The following is a 24,323-nucleotide window of genomic DNA, read 5'->3' as shown; positions in this document are numbered from 1 at the left end:
AAAAGCGAGCGTCTACCGGCAGACCAGCCTGTCGTCCGCTCTGCTGCAGGTCACGGCCATTTGCCCCTTTCTTCCACTGGTCCGGTCGAGCACGATTTGCACGCGCGTGGCGTATGCCTGTCTGGCAAGGCCGCACCACAGCCGCTCGACGGGCAGGTTTTCGCGCTTGTCGTTGAGGATCGCAAATGTCCCGGTTTCTGGATCGAACCACAGCTCGACACGGGCGCTCTTGCCAGGCGCCGCGGTGGCGATCGTGGCCGAATACCAGTGGGCGAAGTCTGCATTGCAGGAAAGCGCCTCATGCCCCGCATTCGAGATCGTCAGCGGCACCGGATCGAGCCCTTCGGTGCCGGTTCGCACAGTGATGTGCCGCAATTCAACCGCGTTGGCGAACGATGTGAACGCCAGAATTATCGGAAGAATGTATCGCACAACCACCTTGCCTGAACTCCGTGTGGAATTGTTCAGGCAGTCTACCTCGCTTTTGCGCAATAACAATAAGAATATCTTGGGTCAACCGAACAGAGAGGGTAACATGTCTAAGTTCCTGAAGGGCAACGTAAGCGCTGTTATATTAAGCGGCCTCTTGCTGGGCAATGCACTTGCCGCCGAAGTCAAGTCCATTGCCATCCTGACGCCGGAAGAAGGCACCGATTATGGCTGGAACCAGCAAGGCATCGACGCTGCCAAGGCAGCGGCGAAAGCTGCCGGTGTCGAGATAGTGACGGCGCAGGGGCTCGGCTATGGCGACGTGCGCCCGACATTGCGCGAACTGGCGGCCGACGGCGCCAGCCTGTTGATTGCTCATGCCAGCGGGTACAACACCGCGGCTCCCGAAATCGCCAAGGAAACCAAGGTGCCAGTGGCGATCGTCGACACGCCGACCGGCCTGGAGGCTGGGCTCGTCGCAGACTACACGCTGAGCGGTCACGAAGGTGCGTACCTTGCCGGCCGTCTCGCCGCCAAGATGTCGCGTTCCAAGTCGGTCGGCATCGTCGTGTCCGGCGAGCCTCCGTCGTGGAACTCGCAGTCGGCGGCGTTCGCGCAAGGTGTGAAGGCCGAGAACCCGGACGTCAAGGTCACCTATGCGGTGATCGGACCCGCCGCCTACAGCGATGCGGCCGGCGGCAAGCGCGTTACCGAAAGCGTGATCGCATCGGGCGCCGACATCATCTTCGGCCAGGGCAACGGCTCGAGCTTCGGCATGCTGCAGGCGGTCGAGACGACCAAGGCCGGCGATGGCGGCAAGGTCTATTTCATCGACGTCATCGGCGACAAGACGCCGATCGACAAAGGCTTCCTGCTGTCGTCGGTGGTTTGGAACATCGAGCCGGTCTATGCGGCGATGATCGCCGACCTCAAGGCCGACACGTTCGGCACCAAGAGCTACTCGATCGGCCTCAAGGACGATTCGGTCAAGCTTCTGAAAACCGCTGCGATCCCGGACAATGTATGGGCGGAGATCCAGACGCTGCGCGAGGACATCATTTCCGGCAAGACCAAGGTCGATCCGGTCTATGATGCAGCAGCAGTCAGGGCGCTGATGACCAGCGTCGCCCAGTAAGGCGCTTCAATGCAGACTTCCGGAGGGGTGACAATTCACCCCGCCGGACCGATTTCATGTTTTCAAGGCCTTGGCTTCATGAGTAGTGCGACCTCATTGTCGGTCGACAAGCGCGACATCGTCGCGCTTGAAGGCGTGACCAAGCGGTTTCCCGGCGTCGTCGCCAACGACAGCGTCGATCTGGCGATCCGTCCGGGTGAAGTGCATGTGCTGCTCGGTGAAAACGGCGCCGGAAAATCCACCTTGATCGGCATGCTGTCCGGCCTGCAGCAGCCGGACGAGGGCCGCATACTGGTCGACGGCGAGCCTATCGCGATCACCTCGCCGCGCCATGCGCTGGCGCTCGGCATCGGAACCGTATTCCAGCACGTGATGCTGGTGCCGACGCTGACGGTGGCGCAAAACCTGTTGCTCGGCGGGCCGTGGTGGCAGCGGCCCAAGACCGAGGAGCTGGAAGCGCGCGTCGCCGAAATCACCAGGGCGCTCGGTATCACTGTCAAGCTGCATGCCAAGGTGTCGGAACTCTCGCTCGGCGAACAGCAACAGGTCGAGATCCTGCGCGCGATGGTGCGCAACAGCCGGCTTCTGATCCTCGACGAGTCGACCTCGATGCTGACGCCGAAGGGCATCGATGAGCTGGGCGCGCTGATGCGCCGCCTTGTCGAGCAGGGGCTGGCGATCGTCTTCATCACCCATAAGCTCAAGGAGGCCGCGGCTTTTGGCGATCGAATCTCGGTGCTGAAACTCGGCCGCAAGGTCGGCGAAATTCCTCCCGAGCGGTTTCGCGCGCTAGGCGAGCAGGCGATCGTTTCGGAGATCGTCGAATTGATGTTCGGCAAGCAGAAGGACGACCCGGAAGCGTCCGAACGTCCGGTTCGCACCATTCACGCCGGAGCGGCTCCGCTGCTTCAGGTCCATGAACTCGCGGTCGCACCGACAGACGACGCGCCGGGCCTGTTATCGATTTCGTTCGACATCCGTCCAGGCGAGCTGCTGGGCATCGCTGGTATCGACGGCAATGGCCAGAAGCAATTGGCGGAGGCGCTGGCTGGCCAGCGGGCGACGGTGAGCGGTTCGGTGCGGCTGCAGGGCACGCCCATCGAGGCGCTGAGCGTCGGCGAACGCCGTGAGCGAGGCCTTCGCTACCTGACCGACGACCGGCTCGGCGAGGGCACGGTCGGGACTTTTCCGGTCTCGATCAACTTCTTCCTCAAGCAGGTCGGCGCCGCTCCCTTCTGGCGCAACGGCGTCGAGCAGCGCGCTGAAATCGACAAGCGCGCCGCTCAGCTCGTCCGCGAATACGACGTGCGCACGCCCAGCCTGAAAACGCCGGTCGCCCGGCTCTCCGGCGGCAACATCCAGAAGGTGCTGCTGGCGCGCGAACTCGCCGAAGGCGCAAAAGTGGTGATCTTCAACAAGCCGACCTATGGGCTCGATCTCGCCAATACATTGGCTTCGCGCCAGCGAATCCGCAACACGGCGGCTCGCGGCCTTGCCGTGCTGCTCATCTCCACCGACCTGGAGGAGTTGCTCAGCATGTGCGACCGCATCGCCGTCATCTCGAACGGCTCGCTGGTCGGCACGGTCGAGAATGTCGGCGATGCCCGCTCCAAGATCGGTCGCTTGATGATCGGACTTGCCGCATGAGCATCGACACCGTCCCAGCCGCCGGCGCAACCGCACTCGATGCCACGGCTGCTGTGGTCACGCGCCGCGATATCCAGCATCGGCTGCTGATGACCATCGGCCCTATACTGGCCGCGCTTATCATCGCCGGCTGCATCCTGCTTGCCGTCGGCGTAGACCCGCTTGCCTATTATGGCTTTGTGCTCGAGAGAGGGCTTTTGTCGCCGCTCGGCATCCAGCAGACGCTGACGCGCATGGCGCCGCTGCTGTTTCTTGCCGCCGGCCTGATCGTGGCCTTTCGCGCCGGCATGTGGAATCTCGGCGGCGATGGCCAGTTCCTGCTCGGCGCAGTAACGGCCGCCGCCAGCGCGCCGGTTTTCGTGGAAGTCATGCCTGCCTGGTTGGCGCTGATCTGCTCGTTCGTCATCGCCATGGCGGTTGCGATGCTCTGGTCGCTGGTGCCAGCCCTTTTGCGGGCCTATCAGGGCGTCAACGAGATCATCACCACGCTGATGATGACGTTCCTGGGCACCTCGCTCGCCAATGTGCTGGTCAAGCTGATGATTCGCGATCCGGGCACAACCGTGCCGCAGACCCGCACCTTGCCGGTCGAGGACCGGCTGCCGCGCCTGTTCGACACGACCATCACCAGCGGCCTGCTTCTGGGACTGGCGGCGATCATCACCGTACATCTGGTGATGACGCGCACGGCCTTCGGCCTGAAGCTGAGGATCGTCGGGGCTAACCCACGCGCGGCCATCCATGCGGGGCTCGGCGTGCCGAATCTCACCATTGCCGTCTTCGCCATCTCGGCCGGGCTGGCCGGACTTGCCGGCGCTGTCGATATCCTCGGCGTCCAGGGTAACGTCCGCGCCGACTGGAACCCCGCCTATGGGCTGGCGGTCATTCCCGTCGTGTTCCTCGCCCGCATGAACGGCTTTGCCGCCATCGGTTTCGTGTTCCTGCTTTCGGTGCTGTCGATCGGCGGCGAGAGCGCGGCCCGCCGCCTCGGCGTGCCCAATCATTTCACGCTGGTGCTGGTCTCCATCGTGCTGATCGTGCTCGCGCTCGCCGAATACATCGATCACCGGTACAATCAGTCGCGGAGGGCCTGAAGTTATGACCGGGCTGTTCAGCGAAGTCTTTCTCAGCGCGCTTTTGTTTGGCGCCGTCACCGCGGCGATCCCGCTGCTGCTGGCTGGCCTCGGCGAACAGATGTCCGAAAAGGCCGGCGTGCTCAACATCGGCATCGAAGGCATGATGCTGGCCGGCGCCTATCTCGGCTTCGTCGGCGCCTTCTATTCCGGATCGCTGTGGCTGGGCTTTCTCACCGGCGCCGGCGGAGGTATCGCCGTGGCGCTGGTCATGGCGCTGCTTTGCGTGCGCATCGGCTTGAACCAGATCGTCATCGGCATAGCGCTGACATTGGGACTTGAAGGCCTGACGGCGCTGCTCCACCATTTCCAGTTTTCGCGCAGCTATCCCCGCCTGCCAGCGGTGGATGTGACCGTCATTCCGTTGCTGTCGGGCATTCCGGTGATCGGGCTGGCGTTGTTCAGGCAGCATCTGATCGTCTACCTGGCGGTAGCACTGGTTTTCGCCATGGGCTACATCTATCGGCGCACGCAGCTCGGCCTGAACCTGCAGGCGGCGGGCGACAAGCCGGCCGCGCTTGACGTCGCCGGCATCGACGTCGCACGAACCCGCACCATCGCCGTGCTGACGACTGGAGCGCTGGCAGGGCTTGGCGGCGCCTTTCTCGCCAATGTCGGCGCCGGCCTGTTCATTCCCTTCATCACCAATGGCGCGGGCTTTCTCGGAATCGTGCTGGCCATGCTGGCGCGTGGTCGCCCGGTCTGGGTGCTGTTCGGTGCCTTGTTGTTCGGCGTGTGCCTGTCGCTGACGACAGCCATGCAGGTGGCCGGCATCAACATACCAACCGACGTCATCCAGATGCTGCCGTTCCTGGCGGTGATGATCATGCTGGTTCTGTTCGGCCGGCGGGCCAGCCTGCCGGCAGCGCTCGGCATTCCATACGAGCGCGGCGTGCGCTGATCAGGTTCAGGCGCGGGACCCGCGCCAACAGAGGAGAGAACAAAATGTCGGATACCAAGGTCTACCTGCTCGATGGTGGCTCGCTCGTTCTCGACGGCTATCACGTGTTCTGGAATCGCGGCCCCGGCGGCGAAGTGCGCTTTCCGGTCTATTCGATCCTGATCGAGCATGCCGAGGGCCGGTTTCTCATCGACACCGGCTACGACTACGACCACGTCATGAAGGTGCTGCCTTTCGAAAAGCCGATCCAGGAAAAGCACCAGACGATTCCCGGCGCCCTGGCGCTGCTCGGCCTCGAGCCGAAGGATATCGACGTCGTCGTCAACTCGCATTTCCACTTCGACCATTGCGGCGGCAACAAGTATTTTCCGCATGCCAAGAAGATCTGTCATCGCACCGAGGTGCCGCAGGCCTGCAATCCTCAGCCTTTCGAGCACCTTGGCTATTCGGATCTGAGCTTTTCGGCGGAGGCTGCCGAAGCGCGTGGCGCGACCGCGCAATTGCTGGAGGGCACGACGCGGGCCAACTCGACCTTCGAGGGCATCGACGGCGATGTCGAGCTTGCCAGGGGGGTCAAATTGATCTCGACGCCCGGCCATTCTATCGGCCATTACAGCTTGCTGGTCGAATTTCCCAAGCGCAAGCCGATCATGTTCACCATCGATGCGGCCTACACGCAGAAGAGCCTTGAAACGCTGTGCCAGGCGGCCTTCCACATCGACCCGGTGGCGGGTGTCAACTCGATGCGCAAGGTGAAGAAGCTCGCCGAGGATTATGGGGCCGAGCTGATGTATTCGCACGACATGGAAAACTTCAAGACCTATCGGACCGGCACGCAATTCTACGGCTGACCGCCGCCAACGAAGAGACAAAGACCATGCGCTATCTCGAACACGCCGAACCGGTCATCACGCTCACCGCCGGGCCAGTGAACGCCTATCCCGATGTGCTGCGCGGCCTCGGCCGCACCGTGCTCTACGATTACGACCCGGCGTTCCAGCTCTTTTACGAGGCTGTGGTCGACAAGGTGCAGAAGGCGATGCGGCTGTCCAACAAGCCGGTCATTCTGCATGGCGAGCCGGTTCTTGGCCTGGAAGCCGCGGCAGCCTCCCTGATCACGCCAGACGACGTCGTGCTCAACCTTGCCTCGGGCGTCTACGGCAAGGGGTTTGGTTATTGGGCGAAGCGCTATTCGCCGCATCTGCTCGAAATCGAGGTGCCCTATAACGAGGCGATCGACCCGCAGGCGGTCGCGGCAATGCTGGAAGCGCATCCGGAAATCAGCATCGTTTCCGTCTGCCATCACGACACGCCGTCGGGCACCATCAACCCGATCGATGCCATCGGCGCGCTGGTTTCGGCGCATGGCGCCTATCTGATCGTCGACGCCGTTTCGTCCTTCGGCGGCATGAAGACGCATCCGGAGGACTGCAAGGCCGACATTTATGTCACCGGCCCGAACAAATGCCTCGGCGCGCCTCCCGGGCTGACGATGATGGGCGTCAGCGAGCGGGCCTGGGCGAAAATGAAGGCCAATCCACTGGCGCCGCGCGCGTCGATGCTCAGCATCGTCGATTGGGAGCATGCGTGGTCGAAGGACAAGCCGTTTCCGTTCACGCCGTCCGTCGCGGAAGTGAACGGGCTCGACGTCGCGCTCGACCTCTACCTCGATGAGGGACCGGCGGCGGTGTGGGCGCGCCACGCGCTCACCGCCAAGGCCATGCGCGCCGGCGTCGCCGCGATGGGTCTGTCGATCTGGGCGGCCAGCGACATCATCGCATCGCCGACCACGACTGCCGTCCGAACGCCCGAAGGCATCGACGAGGAGGCGCTTCGCCAGGCTGCGCGCGCCCGTTACGGCGTGGTGTTTTCGTCGGGCCGGGGCGAGACATTGGGCAAGTTGACGCGCATCGGCCATATGGGCCCGACCGCCCAGCCGATCTATGCGATCGCGGCGCTGACGGCACTTGGCGGCGCGATGAATGCTTTGGGCGAAAAGCTCGCGGTCGGCAAAGGCATCGACGCGGCGCTCGCCGTTATCGACGCCGACGCCTGAGATGAAGTCACAGATCACATGGAGCACGGAAATGACTGAACGGCTTGCGGGAAAGACCGCCCTGGTTACCGGGGCGGCACAAGGCATCGGCAAGGCGATCGCCGCGCGCTTGGCCGCCGATGGCGCGACCGTCATCGTCAGCGACATCAATGCGGAAGGCGCCAAAGCGGCGGCGGCGGCGATCGGCGCAAAAGCGAAGGCGATCGCTGCCGACATTTCCGATCCGGCATCCGTCAAGGCGCTGTTCGCCGAGATCCAGGCACTGACCGGTGGCATCGATATCCTGGTCAACAACGCCAGCATCGTGCCCTTCGTCGCCTGGGACGATGTCGACCTCGACCATTGGCGCAAGATCATCGACGTCAATCTGACCGGAACCTTCATCGTCAGCCGCGCGGCAACGGACCAGATGCGTGCCGCCGGCAAGGCCGGCCGGGTGATCAGCATCGCCTCCAACAGCTTCTTTGCCGGCACGCCGAACATGGCGGCCTATGTCGCGGCCAAGGGCGGCGTCATCGGCTTCACCAGGGCGCTCGCCACAGAACTCGGCAAATACAACATCACCGCCAACGCGGTGACGCCGGGCCTGATCGAGAGCGATGGGGTCAAGGCGAGCCCGCACAACGAGGCGTTCGGCTTCGTCGAGATGCTGCAGGCTATGAAAGGCAAAGGGCAGCCGGAACATATCGCCGATGTGGTGTCGTTCCTGGCCTCGGATGACGCACGCTGGATCACCGGCCAGACGCTGAACGTCGACGCCGGCATGGTGCGCCACTAAAGCGCCGACGTCTGAAAGGACCATCCGCAGCGCTGATACTCGATGGAAGCTTTCGTCGATAAATTCGATTACATTTATCGCGCGAAACCGGAGACCCGAGATGAAACCTCGGTCCGCAATTGTCGCCCTTACCCTTGCCCTGGTTGCCGGGCCTAGCGCGGCAACATCGCAGGAGCGCGGCTGTCGCAGTCCCGAACCCGTCGACACCATAAACGAGATGTTCTCCGCGATCGTCGCCTGTTGGGAGCCGCCGCCCGGAACCGCGGGCATGACCCTGACGCTGCAGTTCTCAATTCGCCGAAACGGCACACTTATCGGCAAGCCTCGCGCCACCTACTCCCGTCTGGGGGATGATGGCAGCCTCAACCGGGCTTTCGTCGCCTCCGTCCTCGAGGCCCTCGACAAGGCTCTGCCACTGCCGGTTTCGGACAGGATGGGTGGGGCGATCGCAGGGCGTTTGCTGTTCCCTCGCTTCACCGCAGCGAGCGGGGATGAATCCTGAAACGCGTTCGGCCTTAAACCGGCGGGTTCTGCGGCTGGAAGAATTTGCCGCGCTCGGCGATCAGCACCATCACCAATGCGCCAAGCGAAACGCTGCAGAATCCGGCGGCCAAGGGCGTCACCGTGCCGTTGAAGGCTTGGCCGATCAGCGTGCCGAGCACGCCGCCGAGGAAGGTCTGCATGAAGCCCAGAATGGACGACGCCGTCCCGGCCAATTGGCCGAGCGGCTCCATGGCGAGTGCGTTGAAATTCGCGCCGAGTGCGCCGAACGGGACCATCGTGCCGGCAAAGAAGGTGATGAAAAGCCAGAGCGGCATCTTCATCTGGATGGAAACGACCAGCCAGGCGAGGCTGATGGCCAGAAACAAGAGCAGCGCGCTTTGCGACAGGCGGCGCATGCCGATGCGTCCGACAAGGCGCGAATTCAGATAGCTCGACAAGGAGAGCACGCCGGCGATCCCTGCGAAAATCACCGGGAACATCTCGCCGACGCCGAAGACGTCGACATAGATCTGCTGCGCCGAGTTGATGAAGCCGAACATCGCACCGAAGGCAAAAGTGCTGGCGAAGGCATAGCAGAGCGCGATGCGATTGGTCAGAACGATGCGGAAACCGCCAAGGACGGATGATGCCGTCAGCGGCCGGCGATATTCGGGATGCAGCGTTTCCGGCAGCCGCAGCAGCGACCAGGCTGAGACGACCAGTGCGCCTGCCGCCATTGTGATGAAGATCCAGTGCCAGGAGGCAAACAGCATGATGAACTGGCCGATGCCTGGCGCCACCACCGGAATGGCCATGAACACCATGAAGATCAGCGACATCACCTCAGCCATGCGCCGGCCATCGAACGTGTCGCGCACGATCGAGACGGCGATGACGCGTGTGGCCGCGGCGCCGATGCCTTGCACCACCCGGCACAGGATAAGCGTAGCGAATGTCGGGGCGATCGCCGCCGCACTCGCCGCTGCGACATAGATAACCAGTCCGACGACGAGCGGAGCGCGGCGTCCGAAGCGGTCCGAGATCGGCCCGAAGAAGAGCTGTCCGCCGCCAAAGCCGAGAATGTACGCGGCAATCACATATTGGCGGTGGTTTTCATTTTCCACGCCCAGCGAGGCGCCGATCTGCTGCAGCGCCGGCAGCATGATGTCGATGGCCAGCGAGTTGAGCGCCATCAACGCCGCGCACAGCGCGATGAATTCCCAGCGCGGAATAGGCAAGGTGCTTGCCTGTTGCTGCGCTTCTGCATGCTGATCCACGGCAAAGTCCGATCTTCAAACGAAAAAGCGCCGGCGCACCGGCGCATTCATTCGTCTTGTGCCCCGATACCGGGGAGACAATCAGCTTGGCGAAGTGCCCTAAATGTCCGTCAGGCGGCGCCTTTGACGCTGACGCCCTTTTCTACGAGGAACGTCTGCAGTTCGCCAGCCTGGAACATCTCGCGGACGATGTCGCAACCGCCGACGAACTCACCCTTGACGTAGAGCTGAGGGATTGTCGGCCAGTTGGAGTATTCCTTGATACCTTGCCGCAACTCGGCCGAGGTCAACACGTCGACGCCCTTGTAGTCGGCCCCGATATAGTCGAGGATCTGCACGACCTGACCGGAAAATCCGCATTGCGGAAAACCGGGCGTGCCCTTCATGAAGAGAACGACGTCGTTGGCCTTCACTTCGCTGTCGATGTAGTCGTTGATACCGCTCATAGAAAATCCTTTCATGCCCGCGGGAGCCGGGCTCGAAACATACCCTTTCAAATAAACCCATAGGTTGCCTGAAACAAGACGTTTGCCGCCTTGTCACGCAAATGGCGCAAAGGATGGCCTGGGCCAAGAGCATCGGACGGCTATCTTCCCAAGCCAGCAAAGCCCTAAAAAGCTTACTCCGGCACGCTGGTCTGCAGTGCGAGCGCGTGCAGCACGCCGCCCATATTGCCCTTCAGCGCGTCATAGACCATCTGATGCTGCTGGACGCGGCTTTTGCCGCGAAAGCTTTCGGCCACCACTTCGGCCGCATAATGGTCGCCGTCGCCGGCCAGGTCGCGAATCGTCACCTTGGCGTCCGGAATGCCTTCCTTGATCAACCGTTCGATGTCGTGCGCGTCCATTGCCATGCGAGGATTCCTTGTTCAGATCTCATAGATATGATCGAAACGGCGGATGAACCACACCGCAACGACCCCGCTCGATCAAATCAGGGGTCCACGACCTCATTTGCCATGAAGCGAGGAAACCAGGATTCGTGGGCAGCGGTCAATTCGCTGACAGCGATCGCCCGCGCCTCGCCGAGTTTCAGGTCGCTGCCGCCGGTCGAGCCGATCCACGGCGCGAAGATGCCGAGCTTGCTCTGCTGTTCGCGAATGGCGTCCCATTCCTCGCTTTGCGGATCGATCGACAGCGTCAAGAGGTAGCGGCCCTGATCCTCGCCGAACCAGACCGGGATCGGGTCGGTCCCGACCAGGCCGGGGACAGTTGCGCCGATGCCGGACGCAATCGCCATCTCGGCCAGCGCGACGGCAATGCCGCCATCGGAAACGTCATGCGCTGATGTGACGACGCCGGAGGCGATCAGGGCGCGTACATGGTCGCCGACGCGCTTTTCGTGGTCGAGGTCGACCGGCGGCGGCGGGCCATCGGTGCGGCCATGGATGTCGCGCATATAGGCCGACTGGGCGAGATGCGTTCCCCACATCGACGGCGCGCCGACCAGCAGGATCATCTGGCCCTCGGCGGCAAAGCCGATCCGCGCCATCTGGGACCAGTCGGCGATCAGTCCGACGCCGCCGATGGTCGGCGTCGGCAAGATGCCTTGCCCGTTGGTTTCGTTGTAGAGCGAGACATTGCCGGAGACGATCGGAAAGCCGAGCGCGCGACAGGCGTCGCCGATGCCTTTCACGGCGCCGACCAACTGGCCCATGATCTCGGGTCGTTCCGGGTTGCCGAAATTGAGGTTGTCGGTGGCCGCGAGCGGCAGGGCGCCGGTGGCGGTAAGATTGCGCCAGCATTCGGCCACCGCCTGCTTGCCGCCCTCGTAAGGGTCGGCCTCGCAATAGCGCGGCGTCACGTCGGAGGAGAAGGCGAGCGCCTTGGTCGGATGGCCCTCGACGCGCACCACGCCGGCATCGCCACCCGGAAGCTGCAGCGAATTGCCCTGGATCAGCGTGTCGTATTGTTCCCATACCCAGCGACGCGAGGACAGGTCGGGCCCGCCAAGCAGTTTCAGCAGCGCCTCGGCGACATCCGCTTGCGGTGCATCGCCGGCCGCCAGCGGCGCCGGCTTCTTCGGCTCGGTCCAGGGACGGTCATATTCCGGCGCCTGGTCGCCAAGGTCCTTGATCGGCAGATTGGCGACTTCGTCGCCCTGGTGCAGCACGCGAAAGCGCAGATCGTCGGTTGTCTTGCCTACGATGGCGAAGTCGAGGCCCCATTTGTGGAAGATCGCCTCGGCTTGCTTTTCCTTTTCGGGGCGCAGCACCATCAGCATGCGCTCCTGGCTCTCCGACAGCATCATCTCATAGGCGCTCATGCGCTCCTCGCGCACCGGCACTTTGTCGAGGTCGAGCTCGATGCCGAGGTCGCCCTTGGCGCCCATCTCGACCGCCGAGCAGGTGAGGCCGGCAGCACCCATGTCCTGGATGGCGATGACGGCGCCGGACGCCATCAGTTCGAGGCAGGCTTCGAGCAGGCATTTTTCGGTGAACGGGTCGCCGACCTGAACGGTGGGCCGCTTCTCGTCGATCCTGTCGTCGAATTCGGCCGAGGCCATGGTGGCGCCGCCGACACCGTCGCGGCCGGTCTTGGCGCCGAGATAGACGACCGGCAGGCCGACGCCCTTGGCTTCCGACAGGAAGATCGCATCGGTCTTGGCCAGCCCCGCCGCAAAGGCGTTGACCAGGATATTGCCATTGTAGCGCGCGTCGAAATTGACTTCGCCGCCGACCGTCGGCACGCCGAAGGAATTGCCGTAGCCGCCGACGCCGGCAACGACGCCGGCAACCAGGTGCCTGGTCTTGGGATGGTCCGGCGTACCGAAGCGCAGCGCGTTCATTGCCGCGATCGGCCGGGCGCCCATGGTGAAGACATCGCGCAGGATGCCGCCGACGCCGGTCGCCGCACCCTGATAGGGCTCGATGAAGGAGGGATGGTTGTGGCTCTCCATCTTGAAGACGACGCAGTCGCCGTCGCCGATATCGACCACGCCGGCATTCTCGCCCGGCCCCTGGATGACCTGCGGCCCGGTGGTCGGCAGCGTGCGCAGCCACTTTTTCGAGGATTTATACGAGCAGTGCTCGTTCCACATCGCCGAAAAGATGCCGAGCTCGGTAAAGCTCGGCTCGCGCCCGACCAGGTCGAGGATGCGCTGATATTCGTCGGGCTTCAGCCCGTGCGCGGCAATGAGTTCCGGAGTGATCGGCACGGAATTGGAAATGGTCATGGGCGGCAATTTATGTCCTTGGGATCGAGTCCCGTCTTATCGCAAGCTTTGCAGCCGATACACCCATCAAGCGACGAAAAACGATGGAAAGCGGTAAGAGACTGTTTTCGAAATTCGCTCTGGCGAGTCATATGGTGGTGGTTTCGAGAACCGGCGCGCAGCGGACATTTAGGTCCGTGAGCACCGGAAGCGCAGAAAACGCCGCCAGATGGCCGCCAGAGTAGAGTTTCCAAACGGTCTCGGTGCAGCAAGTAGCGAAAGATCGCCATTCGGCCCGCCGGTTTCAAGCCGGTTCAGGAGAAACTGTCGTAGCCGGCGCGGCCCTCGTCCAGCAGCCGCCGGATCACGCCAACGCCGCCCGCGATGTCCTCTCGTCGCTCCGGCTGTGAAACGCCAAACCGCACGCCGTGAAAAACCTGCTCGGAACGCCCGGCCTTGAACTCGTCCTCATCGTCGATGAGCACGCCATGTTCGAGACAGGCGTTCTTGAAGGTGCCGGAAAGCCATGGATCAGGCAGGGTGAGCCAGACGAAGGGCACATTGTCTAGTGCGTTGAAGTCGAACCCGGCTAGTGTCTCGCGCACGATCGCCACGCGCGCGTTGATCTCGACGATGCTGCGCTTGCGCATCTCGCTGGCCTGGCCGGACAGAACCAGTCGGCTACACAGTTCCGCCAGCAGGAAAGGGAGGCCACCCGTCAGCATCTTGTGAGCGACCCGAATCCGGTGGCGATAGGCCGGCGGACAAGCGAGCCAGCCGCCGCGAACGCCCGCCGCAACGGATTTCGACAGGCCGCCGGCAACGATGGTCCGTTCGGGGGCATGTTCGGCCAGGAGCGGCGTCGGGTCGTCGGTCAGATCGCCATAGAGATCGTCCTCGATCAGGATGACATTGTATTCGCGCGCGACGCGCGCGATGGCCTCGCGGCGCGTTGCCGACAGCGTCACCAATGTAGGGTTCTTGGCCGTCGGCATCAAAAACATCATTTTCGGGTGTTTTTGCGCGCAGACGCGCTCGAAATCCTCTGGATCGAGCCCTTCCGCGTCCGACGTCACCAGCGCGGTGCGGCGGCCGATCAGGCCGGCGCTGCGAGAAATCTGCGAATACGTGAGGTGCTCGAAGACGATATAGTCGCCGGGCGTGGTCAGCGCGGCAATCGCCGCCATAACCGCGGCATGGGTGCCGAGCGTCGGAACGATGCCATCGGGGCTTGGGCGAAACGAATTTCGCGACAGCCAGCTGCAGCCGGCCTCGACCCAGCGGTTGGGAAAATCCCGCGTATAGCTTGAAATCTCGTACGGATGCTCCTGCGCCGTGCGCGAAAGCACATCGGCGACAATGGCGCCCTGGCCGGTATCAGGCGCAGCCGTGCTGTCGAAGCGCAGTTTGCCGCGAGGCGCATCGATAAAGCGCGTGCCTTCCACCTGCGGGTCGGGCGCCAGCAGATCGGTCTTGGTGTCATGCCGGCCAAGCACATAGGTTCCGCGTCCGACTTCGCCGCTCACCAGGCCCCGCTCGCGCAACAATTGGTAGGCCCTGCCGACCGTGCCGACGGTCGTGCCGATGTCGTATGCCAGATCGCGCTGCGGCGGCAATTTTGCCCCGGCGGCGATCAAGCCACGGTCGATGTCCGTTTCGATGGAATCTGCAAGCCGCTGATAGAGCGGCCCGGAGCTGGCGGAAAAGTCGGGAAGCCAATTTGTCATGGTGACAATTTTCTATATTGCACCGTTTTGAGAGTCAATACATATGTGACCGCGCAACAAATAGATACAATCTCGAATTTTGGTAGCAAGAAAATGGCTGCAATCGATACAATCCGTTACATGAGAGCTGGGTTGCCCGGAGCTCGCCCGTCAGGCCGGCAAGGCTATGTCCGTCGCCTGGTGCGAATGGTCAATTCACTCGCAAACCGGATCGGCAACCTGCTGGATCGCCGGCGCAGCCGGCTGGTCTTGCTGGAGTTGACCGACGATCAGCTCAAGGATATCGGCATCTCGCGTGCCGACGCCCATCGTGAGGGTCTGAGGCCGTTCTGGGACTGAAAATACGTCGTCGCATGCTCCCGGCTCGAATAACGGGGGTATGTCGGCAGACCGGCGTTGAGTGCCGCTGCGATCTTCTTCATTGCCCGGAAACTACCCACCTTCTTCTTGCTTTGATGTCGAAAACGTACCGCGCACTGCGATCGGCCGCGGCAGCGAGGTCGCGGTCTGGCAGACCACGATGCACTCGCAGACCTTCACTGCATTCTCGCCCCGCGAGTCCCGATGAATAGGCTATTGCTGAAAACAGCTAATTCGCCTATTTTCGGGGTAATGAAGGGAAGTCTTTATGGCGAGTTTCACCCTCACAGATCTCGGCAACAAATCCGGCGAGGTTGTGGAGGCCGCGTTCCGCGGCCCTGTCGACATCACCAAGCGCGGCAAGCGCAAGTTCGTTCTCCTGACGGCGGAGCAGTTCGACCGTCTCGCCGGCCGTAGCGCCCAGCGGGCACACCGTGTCGAGGACCTGTCAGCAGAGGAATGCGAAGAGCTTCTCGCCGGCCTCGATGCCGTCGCGCGCGACGATCACCGGGATGACTGAGCCGGACCACCACGGACAGATCATTCTCTATTCCTATCTGTGGGCGCGGGAATATGACCGGAAAGCGGACGCAAGGCGCGGCCGACCTGCAGGCAGCGGCTCAGTGCCCTATGCAGCCGCACCGCAGGCCTGATTGCCAGCCTGCCAGCGGGCAATGTCCGAGCCGATGCGTGCGCCGAGCGGTTCGGCCATCAGCGGACCGTACACGTCAACCCGGCGTGAATTGCCCTGTGCCTGCACGACCAGCAACGGCTTTCCGCCATAATGCTTGACCGGAACCAGCAGGAAGCGCGGCGTGCCGGTGAACGAATTCAGCTCGTTGGCCATCTGATAGGGCTTGAAAGCGGGATCCTTGCTGGCGATCCAGCATTTGTGGGCGGCGATCGCCACCTGTTCCATGGCAAGCAGCGCCGCACTCTTGCCCGAAGGCGCCGGCGCGTTCTTCGGCTTCGACTGGCAGGAGGCGAGCACAAGGCCGGCGGCGGCGACAAGAGCGAGGCGGGCGATCGTCTGTCTCGGGCTCATGCGGCGCCTATTTCGAATTCGGAAAAAAGATGAATGCTGAAGATATCAAGCGGCGATGCCAAGCGCACTTTCGAACAGCGCCCGGCCGTCGCTGCCGCCATGCGCCGCTTCGATCAGGTTCTCGGGATGCGGCATCAGGCCGAGCACATTGCCCTGGCCGTTGATGATGCCGGCAATGTCGTTGATCGAGCCGTTGGGATTGGTGCCTTCGGCATAGCGGAACACGACCTGGCCTTCGCCTTCGAGCCTGCGCAGCGTCTCGGCGTCGGCAAAGTAATTGCCGTCATGATGCGCCACCGGCGAGCGGATGATCTGGCCCGGCTGATAGCGGCGGGTGAACATCGTGTTGGCGTTGGCGATCTGCAGCTTGACCTGTCGGCAGACGAATTTCAGCGACGTGTTGCGCATCAAGGCGCCTGGCAAAAGGCCGGCCTCGACCAGGATCTGGAAGCCGTTGCAGACGCCGATGACCATCACGCCCTTGGCCGCCTTTTCGGCGACCGCCCGCATCACCGGCATGCGCGCGGCAATGGCGCCGCAGCGCAGGTAATCGCCGAAGGAGAAGCCGCCGGGAATGGCGATCAGATCGACATCGGGGATTTCGGTGTCGGTCTGCCAGACGGTGACCGGCGGCGTTCCCGAAATCTTGGTCAGCGCCGCGATCATGTCGCGGTCACGGTTGAGGCCCGGGAGAAGAACAACGGCTGATTTCATTTCGGTTCGTAAGGCCTCTGGGCTTCGGCAAGCTCGCGCAGGTCTAAGCGGCGTTCAATATGTTCCAGGCGCTCGTCCTGGCGAGCCAGTACGCCATAAATGTTCTTCACGTCGCCCTCGGTGGCGATGAGATGGCCGCGGATAGAGCCAAGCTCGGACTTTACCTCCCCGAGCGTCAAATCCATCCTGTCCAGACGCGACTGAATGGACTTGAGGACTTCAAATATCAAGCTTCCATCAATCTCGGCCATCTGCCCTCCGGCACAACCTCAGGTAATGGCCACACTATAGTTCTCAATCACCGTATTCGCCAGAAGCTTGTCGCACATGGCTTTGAGATCGGCTTCGGCCTTGGCCTTGTCGCTCTCAACAAGCTCGACGTCGAAAACCTTGCCCTGCCGAACCTGGCCGACGCCGTCAAAGCCCATCCCGGACAATGCGTGTTCGATCGCCTTGCCTTGCGGGTCGAGCACGCCGTTCTTGAGAGTGACGGTAATGCGGGCCTTGATCACGCTGGACATGCTCCTGTTCGACGTGTTGAGCGGCAAGAAATCTCAGTGCGGCTTGCCTTTGAGGCCATCGGTCGAGGCGACGAGCACCGGCCCGGCGGGACGCGGCGGCTCGTTCTCGTTCATGATGCCGAGGCGGCGGGCGACTTCCTGATAGGCTTCGACCAGACCGCCCATGTCGCGGCGGAATCGATCCTTGTCGAGCTTGTCCTGGGTCGCCACGTCCCACAGACGGCACGAGTCCGGCGAGATCTCGTCGGCAACGACGATGCGCATCATGTCGCCTTCGAACAGCCGGCCACATTCGATCTTGAAGTCGACAAGCTGGATGCCGACGCCCATGAACAAGCCGGAGAGGAAGTCGTTGACGCGGATGGCCAGCGCCATGACGTCGTCGATCTCCTGCGGGCTTGCCCAGCCGAAAGCGGTGATGTGCTCTTCAGACACCATTGGGTCGTCGAGCGCATCGGCCTTGTAATAGAATTCGATGATCGAGCGCGGCAGCACGGTGCCCTCCTCGATGCCTAGACGCTTGGCCAGCGAGCCGGCGGCGACATTGCGCACGACCACCTCGAGCGGGATGATCTCGACTTCCTTGATCAGCTGCTCGCGCATGTTGAGCCGGCGGATGAAATGGGTCGGAATGCCCATCCGGTTGAGATGGTTGAAGATGTGCTCGGAAATGCGGTTGTTGAGCACGCCCTTGCCATCGACGATTTCGTGCTTCTTCTTGTTGAAAGCGGTCGCGTCGTCCTTGAAGAACTGGATCAGTGTTCCCGGCTCAGGGCCCTCATAGAGGATCTTGGCCTTGCCTTCATAAATGCGGCGGCGATTTTTCATCTGATCTTTTCTCTGGATTTCCGGGCAGGCGGCAAGCGACCAGTTCCTGTCCGTACGCCTAAATTAGTGCGGCAACGGTAGGGGTTCAATGCCGGTGTCTATCCCAATCGCAGTGTTTGCTCAATCGGCAAATCCTTTCAATCACCGCTTTCCGGAATGAAATGCCGCAGCGCAGCAAGTGATGTAGCATATTGACCGGCCCGCGGCCTTTTGGTTTGTGCTGGGCAAGACACATATTTCGACTGCCAACCAAATCGGATTTGACCGGAGGGATGCCATGAGCAGCATGAAAGATCGCGAGGAGGGCTTCGAGCGCAAGTTCGTAATCGACGAGGAACTCCGGTTCAAGGCTGCGGCCCGCCGCAACAAGGCGCTCGGCCTGTGGGCCGCCGAAAAGCTCGGCAAGGCCGGGGCCGACGCCGAAGCCTATGCCAGCCAGGTCGTCCTCGCCGATATCGAGGAAGCCGGCGACCACGACGTTTTCCGCAAGATCCGCAAGGATTTCGACGAAGCCGGGGTCGTCCAGTCGGACCACCAGATTCGCCGCACCATGGACGATCTGATGGCGCAGGCAATCGAGCAGATCAAGAACACCTGACCCTTTGCTCTGAGCCAATCGACACGCTGGACCAATCGACCGCCTCGCCCCTCCGGGCGGTTTTTCTTTGCCTTTGCAGCTGTTTCCGGCTGAACTGCATTAGAGTGACGTGCATCCATTCGGAAAGTACGCTCTAAAACTTTGACTCCTCGCGTCGGGCCGACTTTGTCGGCGATTTTGGGCCGATGCGAGGTCGAATAAGGAAGGCGCCCATGTCCCTCAAGTCACGCCTTGCGGCCGATGAAACCTTGTGCACCGCATGGTCCGGCGTGCCTGATGCCCTGACGGTCGAGATTCTTGCCAGACAGGGTTTCGATGCCGTCACCCTCGACATGCAGCATGGCGGACATCATGAGGACAGCGTGCTGCGCGGCCTTGGGCCGGTGCTGGCCGCCAACAAACCGGCGCTGGTGCGCATTCCGGTCGGTCGCTTCGACATGGCCAGCCGCGCGCTCGATTTCGGCGCCGAGGCGGTGATTGCGCCGATGGTGAATTCGGTGGCGGATGCCAGGCTGTTCGCTGCCGCCATGAAGTACCCGCCGCTCGGCGAGCGCTCCTGGGGCCCGACTTACGCCTTTCCGCGTCATGGCAAGGGCGACTATGCCGACTGGCTGCGCGACAGCAATGCGCGCACCATGGCCTTCGCCATGGTCGAAACGCGCGCCGCGCTCGATGCACTCGACGGCATCCTCGACACGCCGGGTATCGACGGCATCTTCCTCGGCCCATCGGATTTTTCGATCGCCTGGTCGAACGGCGCCGCCGTCAACTCGACGCTCGAAAGCATGATGGAAACAGTCGCCTCGATCGCCGAGCGGACGCGCAAGGCCGGCAAGCATGCCGCCATCTACGTCATCGAGCCGGCCATCGCCGGCCGTGTGGTGTCGATGGGCTACCGGCTGCTGGCGATGGGCTCCGAGCACGCGCTGATCGGGCTGGGCGCAAAAACCCTGCTGAAGAGCGTGAGGGACTCGATCAGCGCCTAAAGGTCCGTCAGGAATTTCGCAAAAGTCATCGAGCCTTCGGGCCAAGGGCCGAAGCCGGCATCGGCGTTGAGATGTCCGGCCTCGCCGGCGTCGATGAACAGCGAGCCCCAGGCGCCGGCGATGTCCTCGGCCACCTCGAAGGTGCAGAACGGGTCGTTGCGGCTGGCGATCACCACCGAGGGAAATGCCAGCGGCTCGCGCGGATAAGGTCCGAAGGTCATCAGGTGCCTGGGTTTTATCTCTGGGTTGGCGACGTCGGGCGGCGCCACGAAGAAGGCTCCGGCGACCGGACGCTGGAACTGCGGCATTGCCTGGATCACGGCGGCGACGCCGAGTGAGTGCGCGACGATGACGACCGGTCGCTCGGCCTCGTTGACCGCCTTCGCCACGCTCGCCGTCCAGTCTTCGCGCACTGGCTTGGACCATTCCGCCTGCTCGACGCGCCGCGCCGTCGACAATTTCGATTGCCAGCGGCTCTGCCAATGGTCGGGGCCGGAATTGGTGTAGCCCGGCACGATGAGAATGTCTGCATCCCTGACTTTCATGGCGCGCATGTAGCGAGGGACACGGTTTCGTGCAACCGCGCATGATCCCAAAAAGCGTGAAGCGGTTTTTGGATAAGATCACGCGCAACCGGATCTGATCATTTGCGATTGCTCACAATAGTGAACACCATGTTCGCTTCTTGGCGTCTTGTGTGAACGATCGCGATAGACGATCTGTCATCGGGAAAAGAAACAGCCGTGTAATGAGAACCAGGATTTGGAACTGACACGACGTACGATGGTAGGTGGCGCCGGGCTCCTGGCTTTGGGGATCTCGTCGAAGGCCGCCCAAACGGAGACTTTGATGAGTGAATTGCCTTTTGCCGCCACGACCCCGGTCAGCGTTGCCCGCGTCGGGCTGCGGGCGCGCGATGCCGAAAGCCTGGCCGCTTACTATCGCGATGTCGTCGGGCTGCGGGAACTGAGCCGCACCGCTGGCACGATCACGCTGGGCGCCGCCAATCGTCCCTTGCTCGACATCGAAGCGGATGCAGCGGCGAAGCCTGACGATCCGCGCAGCGCCGGCCTGTTTCACACTGCCTTCCTGCTGCCCAGCCGGGCCGACCTCGGGCGCTGGATCAACCACGCCATCGCCAACAAAATCGGCATCGACGGCGCTTCCGACCATCTGGTCAGCGAGGCGCTCTACCTGACCGATCCCGAAGGCAACGGCATCGAGATCTATTCCGACCGCCGCCATGAGGACTGGAAGTGGAATGGTGACAAGATAGCGATGGCGACCGAACGGCTCAACATTTCGTCGGTCGTCGCCGACGTGCCCGCCGGCAATGCCGCCTGGCAGGGCATGCCGGACAACAGCATCATCGGCCATGTCCATCTGCGCGTCGGACGGCCGGAAGACGCCGAGGCCTGGTGGCACCAGGAATTCGGCTTCGATACCATGGCGAAATATGGTGGCGCGGCGGTGTTCCTGTCATCAGGCGGCTACCACCACCACATCGGCGCCAATTCGTGGCAGAGCGCCGGCGCCGGCCGTCGCGATCCTTCCCGGTCCGGCCTCGCCTGGGTTGAAATGCGTTCGAACAATGTGACTGATGAAACGACCCGCGAGGACCCATGGGGAACGGTGATCAGGACCGTTCCCGGCAATGACGGTACGCTGAGCAGGTGAAGGCTGCGCCAGGCTGGAACACCCCTCATCCGTCTCGGCGCTTCGCGCCGATCCACCTTCTCCCACAAGGGGAGAAGGGCGAGCCTGCCTTTCGCGCCTCGGCAATCTCGCAGTTTGGTGGTCGATGCCGTCTTTTACCTTCTCCCCCTTGTGGGAGAAGGTGGCCTCGCAAAGCGAGGTCGGATGAGGGGTGCTCCAGCTTGGAACCGCCGGTCAAATCAAGCTTCTCCGAACACCCGCTTGAAGATCGTGTCGACATGCTTGGTATGATAACCCAGGTCGAATTTTTCACGAATTTCGGCCTCGGGCAAGGCTGCGGTGACCTCCTTGTCGGCCAAAAGTTCCTCAAGGAAATCAGCGCCTTGCTCCCATACCTTCATGGCGTTTCGCTGCACCAGCCGGTAGGCGTCCTCACGGCTGACGCCGGCCTGCGTCAGCGCCAGCAGCACACGCTGCGAATGCACGAGGCCGCGGAACTTGTTCATGTTCTTCAGCATGTTGTCGGGATAGACGAGCAATCTGTCGATGACACTGGTCAGCCGCGATAGCGCGAAATCGAGCGTCACAGTCGCATCCGGGCCAATCATGCGCTCGACCGACGAATGCGAAATGTCGCGCTCGTGCCAGAGCGCCACGTTCTCCATCGCCGGCAGCGCGAACGAACGCACCATGCGGGCAAGCCCGGTGAGGTTTTCGGTCAGCACCGGGTTACGCTTGTGCGGCATCGCTGACGAGCCCTTTTGCCCGGGCGAAAAATACTCTTCGGCCTCCAGCACCTCGGTGCGCTGCAGATGGCGGATTTCCGTCGCCAGCCGTTCGATCGACGAGGCGATGACAGCGAGCGTCGCAAAGAACATCGCATGGCGGTCGCGCGGGATCACCTGCGTCGACACCGGCTCCGGCTTCAATCCGAGTTGCTTCGCCACATGTTCTTCGACATAGGGATCGATATTGGCGAAGGTGCCGACTGCACCTGATATGGCGCATGTCCCAATATCCTCGCGCGCGTGCACCAGCCGCTCGCGGCAGCGCGAGAATTCGGCATAAGCCTGCGCCAGCTTGACGCCGAAGGTGGTCGGCTCGGCATGGATGCCGTGGCTGCGACCGATGGTGACGGTGTCCTTGTGTTCGAAGGCGCGGCGCTTGAGCGCCGCAAGCAGGCCGTCGATGTCGGCCAGAAGGATGTCGCTGGCACGGGTGAGCTGCACGGCAAAGCAGGTGTCGAGAACGTCCGAGGAGGTCATGCCCTGATGAATGAAGCGGGCGTCCGGACCGACGAATTCGCCGAGGTGGGTGAGGAAGGCGATGACGTCGTGCTTGGTGACGCGCTCGATCTCGTCGATCGCCTCGACGTCGAACTTGGCGGCTCCGCCTTTTTCCCAGATGGTTTTGGCGGCCTCCTTCGGGATCACGCCGAGCTCGGCCAGCGCGTCGCAAGCGTAGGCCTCGATCTCGAACCAGATGCGGAACCGGGTTTCGGGCGACCAGATGGCCACCATTTCCGGCCGGGAGTAGCGAGGGATCATCGGTCAGTCCTGACTTGCGAGGGCGTTCGCCCGCGTCGTAACAGAGGCGGACAAAATGCTCAACGCTGCTGCCGCGCAAACCAGATACTGGCGAGAGCAAGCGCGATGAAACCGAGCGGAAAATAAAGCCGGATACCCAGCACGATGAATTGATAGAACGCCGTTGCCATGGTGTGCACGAACTGGATGGACCAGCCAATGGTCAGTGCAGGTTCATGCCACTGGGCATAGTAGGAACGGTATTGCAGCGCAAAGAGCCCACCGGTGAAGCCGATCGTGGTGGCAAGAAGGCAGACAAACGCGGCCGCCAAGGCTACTTGCCAATGCCGCCCGAGCGAGACGAGCCGCGCCAGGAACAGGCCAACCGGAAAGGCGAGCGCACCGCCCGCCGCATAGAGCAACGAGACGAAGCAGATATTTGCCGGGGTCACCCAGTCGTCCAGCAGCAGATTGACAAGTGCGCTGGCGCCCATCGCGGCGGCCCACAGCAGGGCGCCGCAAACTGCGGCGGACGGCGACGGCAAGGCCTTGCGGATGCGATCCAGGACGCCGTTGCGTATGGCGGGGAGCGACGTCACAGCCGGCCGGTCACCGCGATCCAGCGATAGTCAGGCCCTTCGAAGCCGTACTGGCGCACCGCGATCAGCACGGCATAGGCGCTGAGGCCCTGCATGGAAAATGTCTGCACCGCGCCGATCCGATAGCCGTTCGGGCAGCCTCTGCTTTTGGGGATCGACTTGTCTTCGTGCAGGAGTTCAGTCTTGCCGCCGCCTTTCGCCTCGATGCGCATCAGGCGAAAGCCGTTGATCTCGCCAAGGTTTTGGCAGGTTTTGGTATCGTTCATGCCGATCTCGTCGAGCCGGAACTCGAGCGGATCATCGACCGGCGAAAAGATCGGCCGCGGGTTGACCACCATGCGGAACGGATCGGCCGAAAGCTCGGTCACCGGGTTGGAGCCGGCGGTGATGCCGCGATTCGCGGTCAATTCCGCCTGCTTGATGATAGCTTCACCTTTCTGCCGAGCTGCAAGACGCGCCGCGTCGAGCGTTGCGTTCTCGTCGTCAAGCCGCACCCTGATTGGTGTGCCCTTGAGAAAACTGTCGTCGGCGGTGTTGATGTAATAGCGATTGGCATAGGGAAACCCCGACCCGTCCTGGACACCATACTCCTCGAAGACGAAGGCGCCGCCATCCCCGGTGAAGCCGAGGATTTCAAGCTCGGCAACATCGCCGGCATGCGCAGCGAGCGAAGTTGCAAACTGGGCAAGGAGGGACACAGCAAACAGGACGAGAATTCGCATCGGATTTCCGTTTGAGCAGCCAGCGTTGTTTCGATCACTATCACGACAT

The 24,323-nt window shown here is 62.5% G+C and carries 28 protein-coding genes; 13 read left to right on the top strand and 15 right to left on the bottom strand.

Annotation, left to right across the window (positions count from 1 at the left end; translation table 11 throughout):
- Positions 1-12: 12 nt before the first annotated feature.
- On the bottom strand, positions 13-432 hold the full coding sequence (locus tag BLT09_RS06150; protein WP_413468439.1) for a hypothetical protein: 420 nt from the start codon (positions 430-432) through the stop codon (positions 13-15).
- Between the two features lie 103 nt (positions 433-535).
- Here BLT09_RS06150 and BLT09_RS06145 point away from each other — a divergent pair, with 103 nt between their 5' ends.
- The 8 genes from BLT09_RS06145 (at position 536) to BLT09_RS34835 (ending at position 8,581) form a co-directional block, all read left to right on the top strand.
- Positions 536-1,564 carry a putative B6 ABC transporter substrate-binding protein gene (locus tag BLT09_RS06145; RefSeq protein WP_091591389.1) on the top strand — a complete coding sequence of 343 codons (1,029 nt, stop codon included), beginning with the start codon at positions 536-538 and terminating at the stop codon, positions 1,562-1,564.
- Between the two features lie 78 nt (positions 1,565-1,642).
- A complete protein-coding gene (locus BLT09_RS06140) occupies positions 1,643-3,211 on the top strand; it encodes a putative B6 ABC transporter ATP-binding protein (RefSeq protein ID WP_091591388.1) in 1,569 nt (522 codons plus the stop codon).
- Positions 3,208-4,305, top strand: a complete 1,098-nt coding sequence (locus BLT09_RS06135; protein WP_091591386.1) for a putative B6 ABC transporter permease subunit 2 — start codon at positions 3,208-3,210, stop codon at positions 4,303-4,305. Before BLT09_RS06140 ends, BLT09_RS06135 begins: the two co-directional genes overlap by 4 nt.
- Before the next feature lie 4 nt (positions 4,306-4,309).
- The gene (locus BLT09_RS06130; RefSeq protein WP_091591384.1) at positions 4,310-5,245 is read left to right on the top strand and encodes a putative B6 ABC transporter permease subunit 1; all 936 of its coding nucleotides are present in this window, start codon (positions 4,310-4,312) and stop codon (positions 5,243-5,245) included.
- Between the two features lie 44 nt (positions 5,246-5,289).
- Complete coding sequence (gene pldA / locus BLT09_RS06125; RefSeq protein WP_091591383.1) at positions 5,290-6,096, top strand: 4-pyridoxolactonase; 807 nt, start codon at positions 5,290-5,292, stop codon at positions 6,094-6,096.
- 26 nt (positions 6,097-6,122) lie between these two features.
- Entirely contained in the window at positions 6,123-7,301 is a 1,179-nt protein-coding gene (ppaT, locus tag BLT09_RS06120; RefSeq protein ID WP_091591381.1) for a pyridoxamine--pyruvate transaminase, read from the top strand.
- Positions 7,302-7,332: 31 nt separating this feature from the next.
- Positions 7,333-8,079 (top strand): pyridoxal 4-dehydrogenase, SDR-type, encoded by a 747-nt coding sequence (pldH, locus tag BLT09_RS06115; RefSeq protein ID WP_091591817.1) that lies wholly within the window; start codon positions 7,333-7,335, stop codon positions 8,077-8,079.
- A gap of 268 nt (positions 8,080-8,347) precedes the next feature.
- Positions 8,348-8,581 carry a hypothetical protein gene (locus BLT09_RS34835; RefSeq protein WP_244529057.1) on the top strand — a complete coding sequence of 78 codons (234 nt, stop codon included), beginning with the start codon at positions 8,348-8,350 and terminating at the stop codon, positions 8,579-8,581.
- A gap of 13 nt (positions 8,582-8,594) precedes the next feature.
- On the opposite strand, the gene BLT09_RS06105 is transcribed toward BLT09_RS34835, so the two are convergent.
- The 5 genes from BLT09_RS06105 to BLT09_RS06085 all read right to left on the bottom strand — a co-directional run bounded on the left by BLT09_RS06105 (position 8,595) and on the right by BLT09_RS06085 (position 14,719).
- Positions 8,595-9,839 (bottom strand): multidrug effflux MFS transporter, encoded by a 1,245-nt coding sequence (locus tag BLT09_RS06105; protein ID WP_091591377.1) that lies wholly within the window; start codon positions 9,837-9,839, stop codon positions 8,595-8,597.
- Between the two features lie 110 nt (positions 9,840-9,949).
- On the bottom strand, positions 9,950-10,285 hold the full coding sequence (gene grxD, locus BLT09_RS06100) for a Grx4 family monothiol glutaredoxin (protein WP_023798253.1): 336 nt from the start codon (positions 10,283-10,285) through the stop codon (positions 9,950-9,952).
- 173 nt (positions 10,286-10,458) lie between these two features.
- A complete protein-coding gene (locus BLT09_RS06095) occupies positions 10,459-10,692 on the bottom strand; it encodes a BolA/IbaG family iron-sulfur metabolism protein (RefSeq protein WP_023798252.1) in 234 nt (77 codons plus the stop codon).
- An 80-nt stretch (positions 10,693-10,772) separates the two neighbouring features.
- On the bottom strand, positions 10,773-13,013 hold the full coding sequence (purL, locus tag BLT09_RS06090) for a phosphoribosylformylglycinamidine synthase subunit PurL (RefSeq protein WP_091591375.1): 2,241 nt from the start codon (positions 13,011-13,013) through the stop codon (positions 10,773-10,775).
- A gap of 293 nt (positions 13,014-13,306) precedes the next feature.
- Entirely contained in the window at positions 13,307-14,719 is a 1,413-nt protein-coding gene (locus BLT09_RS06085; RefSeq protein ID WP_091591373.1) for an aminotransferase-like domain-containing protein, read from the bottom strand.
- A gap of 132 nt (positions 14,720-14,851) precedes the next feature.
- Here BLT09_RS06085 and BLT09_RS06080 point away from each other — a divergent pair, with 132 nt between their 5' ends.
- Together BLT09_RS06080 and BLT09_RS06075 are read left to right on the top strand one after the other, a co-directional pair.
- Positions 14,852-15,058: a DUF1127 domain-containing protein gene (locus BLT09_RS06080; protein ID WP_413468440.1), complete on the top strand. Its 207-nt coding sequence runs from the start codon at positions 14,852-14,854 to the stop codon at positions 15,056-15,058.
- Positions 15,059-15,347: 289 nt separating this feature from the next.
- Entirely contained in the window at positions 15,348-15,599 is a 252-nt protein-coding gene (locus tag BLT09_RS06075) for a type II toxin-antitoxin system Phd/YefM family antitoxin (RefSeq protein WP_091591369.1), read from the top strand.
- A gap of 108 nt (positions 15,600-15,707) precedes the next feature.
- Here the strand turns inward: BLT09_RS06075 and BLT09_RS06070 are convergent, their stop codons facing one another.
- From BLT09_RS06070 to purC, 5 genes are read right to left on the bottom strand one after another with little or no spacing between them, the layout of a single operon-like run.
- Positions 15,708-16,124 (bottom strand): hypothetical protein, encoded by a 417-nt coding sequence (locus BLT09_RS06070; protein WP_027154186.1) that lies wholly within the window; start codon positions 16,122-16,124, stop codon positions 15,708-15,710.
- A 45-nt stretch (positions 16,125-16,169) separates the two neighbouring features.
- Positions 16,170-16,838, bottom strand: coding sequence for a phosphoribosylformylglycinamidine synthase subunit PurQ (gene purQ / locus BLT09_RS06065; RefSeq protein ID WP_023798248.1), 669 nt, complete (start codon positions 16,836-16,838; stop codon positions 16,170-16,172).
- Positions 16,835-17,089 (bottom strand): hypothetical protein, encoded by a 255-nt coding sequence (locus tag BLT09_RS06060; RefSeq protein ID WP_091591367.1) that lies wholly within the window; start codon positions 17,087-17,089, stop codon positions 16,835-16,837. Before BLT09_RS06060 ends, purQ begins: the two co-directional genes overlap by 4 nt.
- Before the next feature lie 18 nt (positions 17,090-17,107).
- Positions 17,108-17,350, bottom strand: a complete 243-nt coding sequence (purS, locus tag BLT09_RS06055) for a phosphoribosylformylglycinamidine synthase subunit PurS (RefSeq protein WP_091591815.1) — start codon at positions 17,348-17,350, stop codon at positions 17,108-17,110.
- 42 nt (positions 17,351-17,392) lie between these two features.
- A complete protein-coding gene (purC, locus tag BLT09_RS06050; protein WP_023798245.1) occupies positions 17,393-18,187 on the bottom strand; it encodes a phosphoribosylaminoimidazolesuccinocarboxamide synthase in 795 nt (264 codons plus the stop codon).
- 277 nt (positions 18,188-18,464) lie between these two features.
- Here purC and BLT09_RS06045 point away from each other — a divergent pair, with 277 nt between their 5' ends.
- Together BLT09_RS06045 and BLT09_RS06040 are read left to right on the top strand one after the other, a co-directional pair.
- Positions 18,465-18,785, top strand: a complete 321-nt coding sequence (locus BLT09_RS06045) for a DUF1476 domain-containing protein (protein ID WP_091591813.1) — start codon at positions 18,465-18,467, stop codon at positions 18,783-18,785.
- A 212-nt stretch (positions 18,786-18,997) separates the two neighbouring features.
- The gene (locus BLT09_RS06040) at positions 18,998-19,771 is read left to right on the top strand and encodes an HpcH/HpaI aldolase family protein (protein WP_023798243.1); all 774 of its coding nucleotides are present in this window, start codon (positions 18,998-19,000) and stop codon (positions 19,769-19,771) included.
- On the opposite strand, the gene BLT09_RS06035 is transcribed toward BLT09_RS06040, so the two are convergent.
- Entirely contained in the window at positions 19,768-20,316 is a 549-nt protein-coding gene (locus tag BLT09_RS06035; RefSeq protein WP_023798242.1) for an RBBP9/YdeN family alpha/beta hydrolase, read from the bottom strand. The two genes, BLT09_RS06040 and BLT09_RS06035, sit on opposite strands and share 4 nt — an antisense overlap.
- 304 nt (positions 20,317-20,620) lie before the next feature.
- On the opposite strand from BLT09_RS06035, the gene BLT09_RS06030 reads away from it, so the two are divergent.
- Complete coding sequence (locus BLT09_RS06030; protein ID WP_091591811.1) at positions 20,621-21,448, top strand: VOC family protein; 828 nt, start codon at positions 20,621-20,623, stop codon at positions 21,446-21,448.
- Positions 21,449-21,666: 218 nt separating this feature from the next.
- Here the strand turns inward: BLT09_RS06030 and purB are convergent, their stop codons facing one another.
- From purB to BLT09_RS06015, 3 genes are read right to left on the bottom strand one after another with little or no spacing between them, the layout of a single operon-like run.
- Positions 21,667-22,974 carry an adenylosuccinate lyase gene (gene purB / locus BLT09_RS06025; RefSeq protein ID WP_091591366.1) on the bottom strand — a complete coding sequence of 436 codons (1,308 nt, stop codon included), beginning with the start codon at positions 22,972-22,974 and terminating at the stop codon, positions 21,667-21,669.
- 59 nt (positions 22,975-23,033) lie between these two features.
- Positions 23,034-23,552: a hypothetical protein gene (locus tag BLT09_RS06020; protein WP_091591364.1), complete on the bottom strand. Its 519-nt coding sequence runs from the start codon at positions 23,550-23,552 to the stop codon at positions 23,034-23,036.
- On the bottom strand, positions 23,549-24,274 hold the full coding sequence (locus BLT09_RS06015; RefSeq protein WP_091591363.1) for a DUF2259 domain-containing protein: 726 nt from the start codon (positions 24,272-24,274) through the stop codon (positions 23,549-23,551). The genes BLT09_RS06020 and BLT09_RS06015 overlap by 4 nt, the downstream gene beginning before the upstream one ends.
- Between the last annotated feature and the right edge of the window lie 49 nt (positions 24,275-24,323).

Origin of the sequence: Mesorhizobium muleiense (assembly GCF_900099905.1) — a bacterium.
In the GTDB taxonomy this organism is placed as follows: Bacteria; Pseudomonadota; Alphaproteobacteria; order Rhizobiales; family Rhizobiaceae; genus Mesorhizobium; species Mesorhizobium muleiense.
This window is presented reverse-complemented; position numbering and strand designations above follow the sequence as displayed.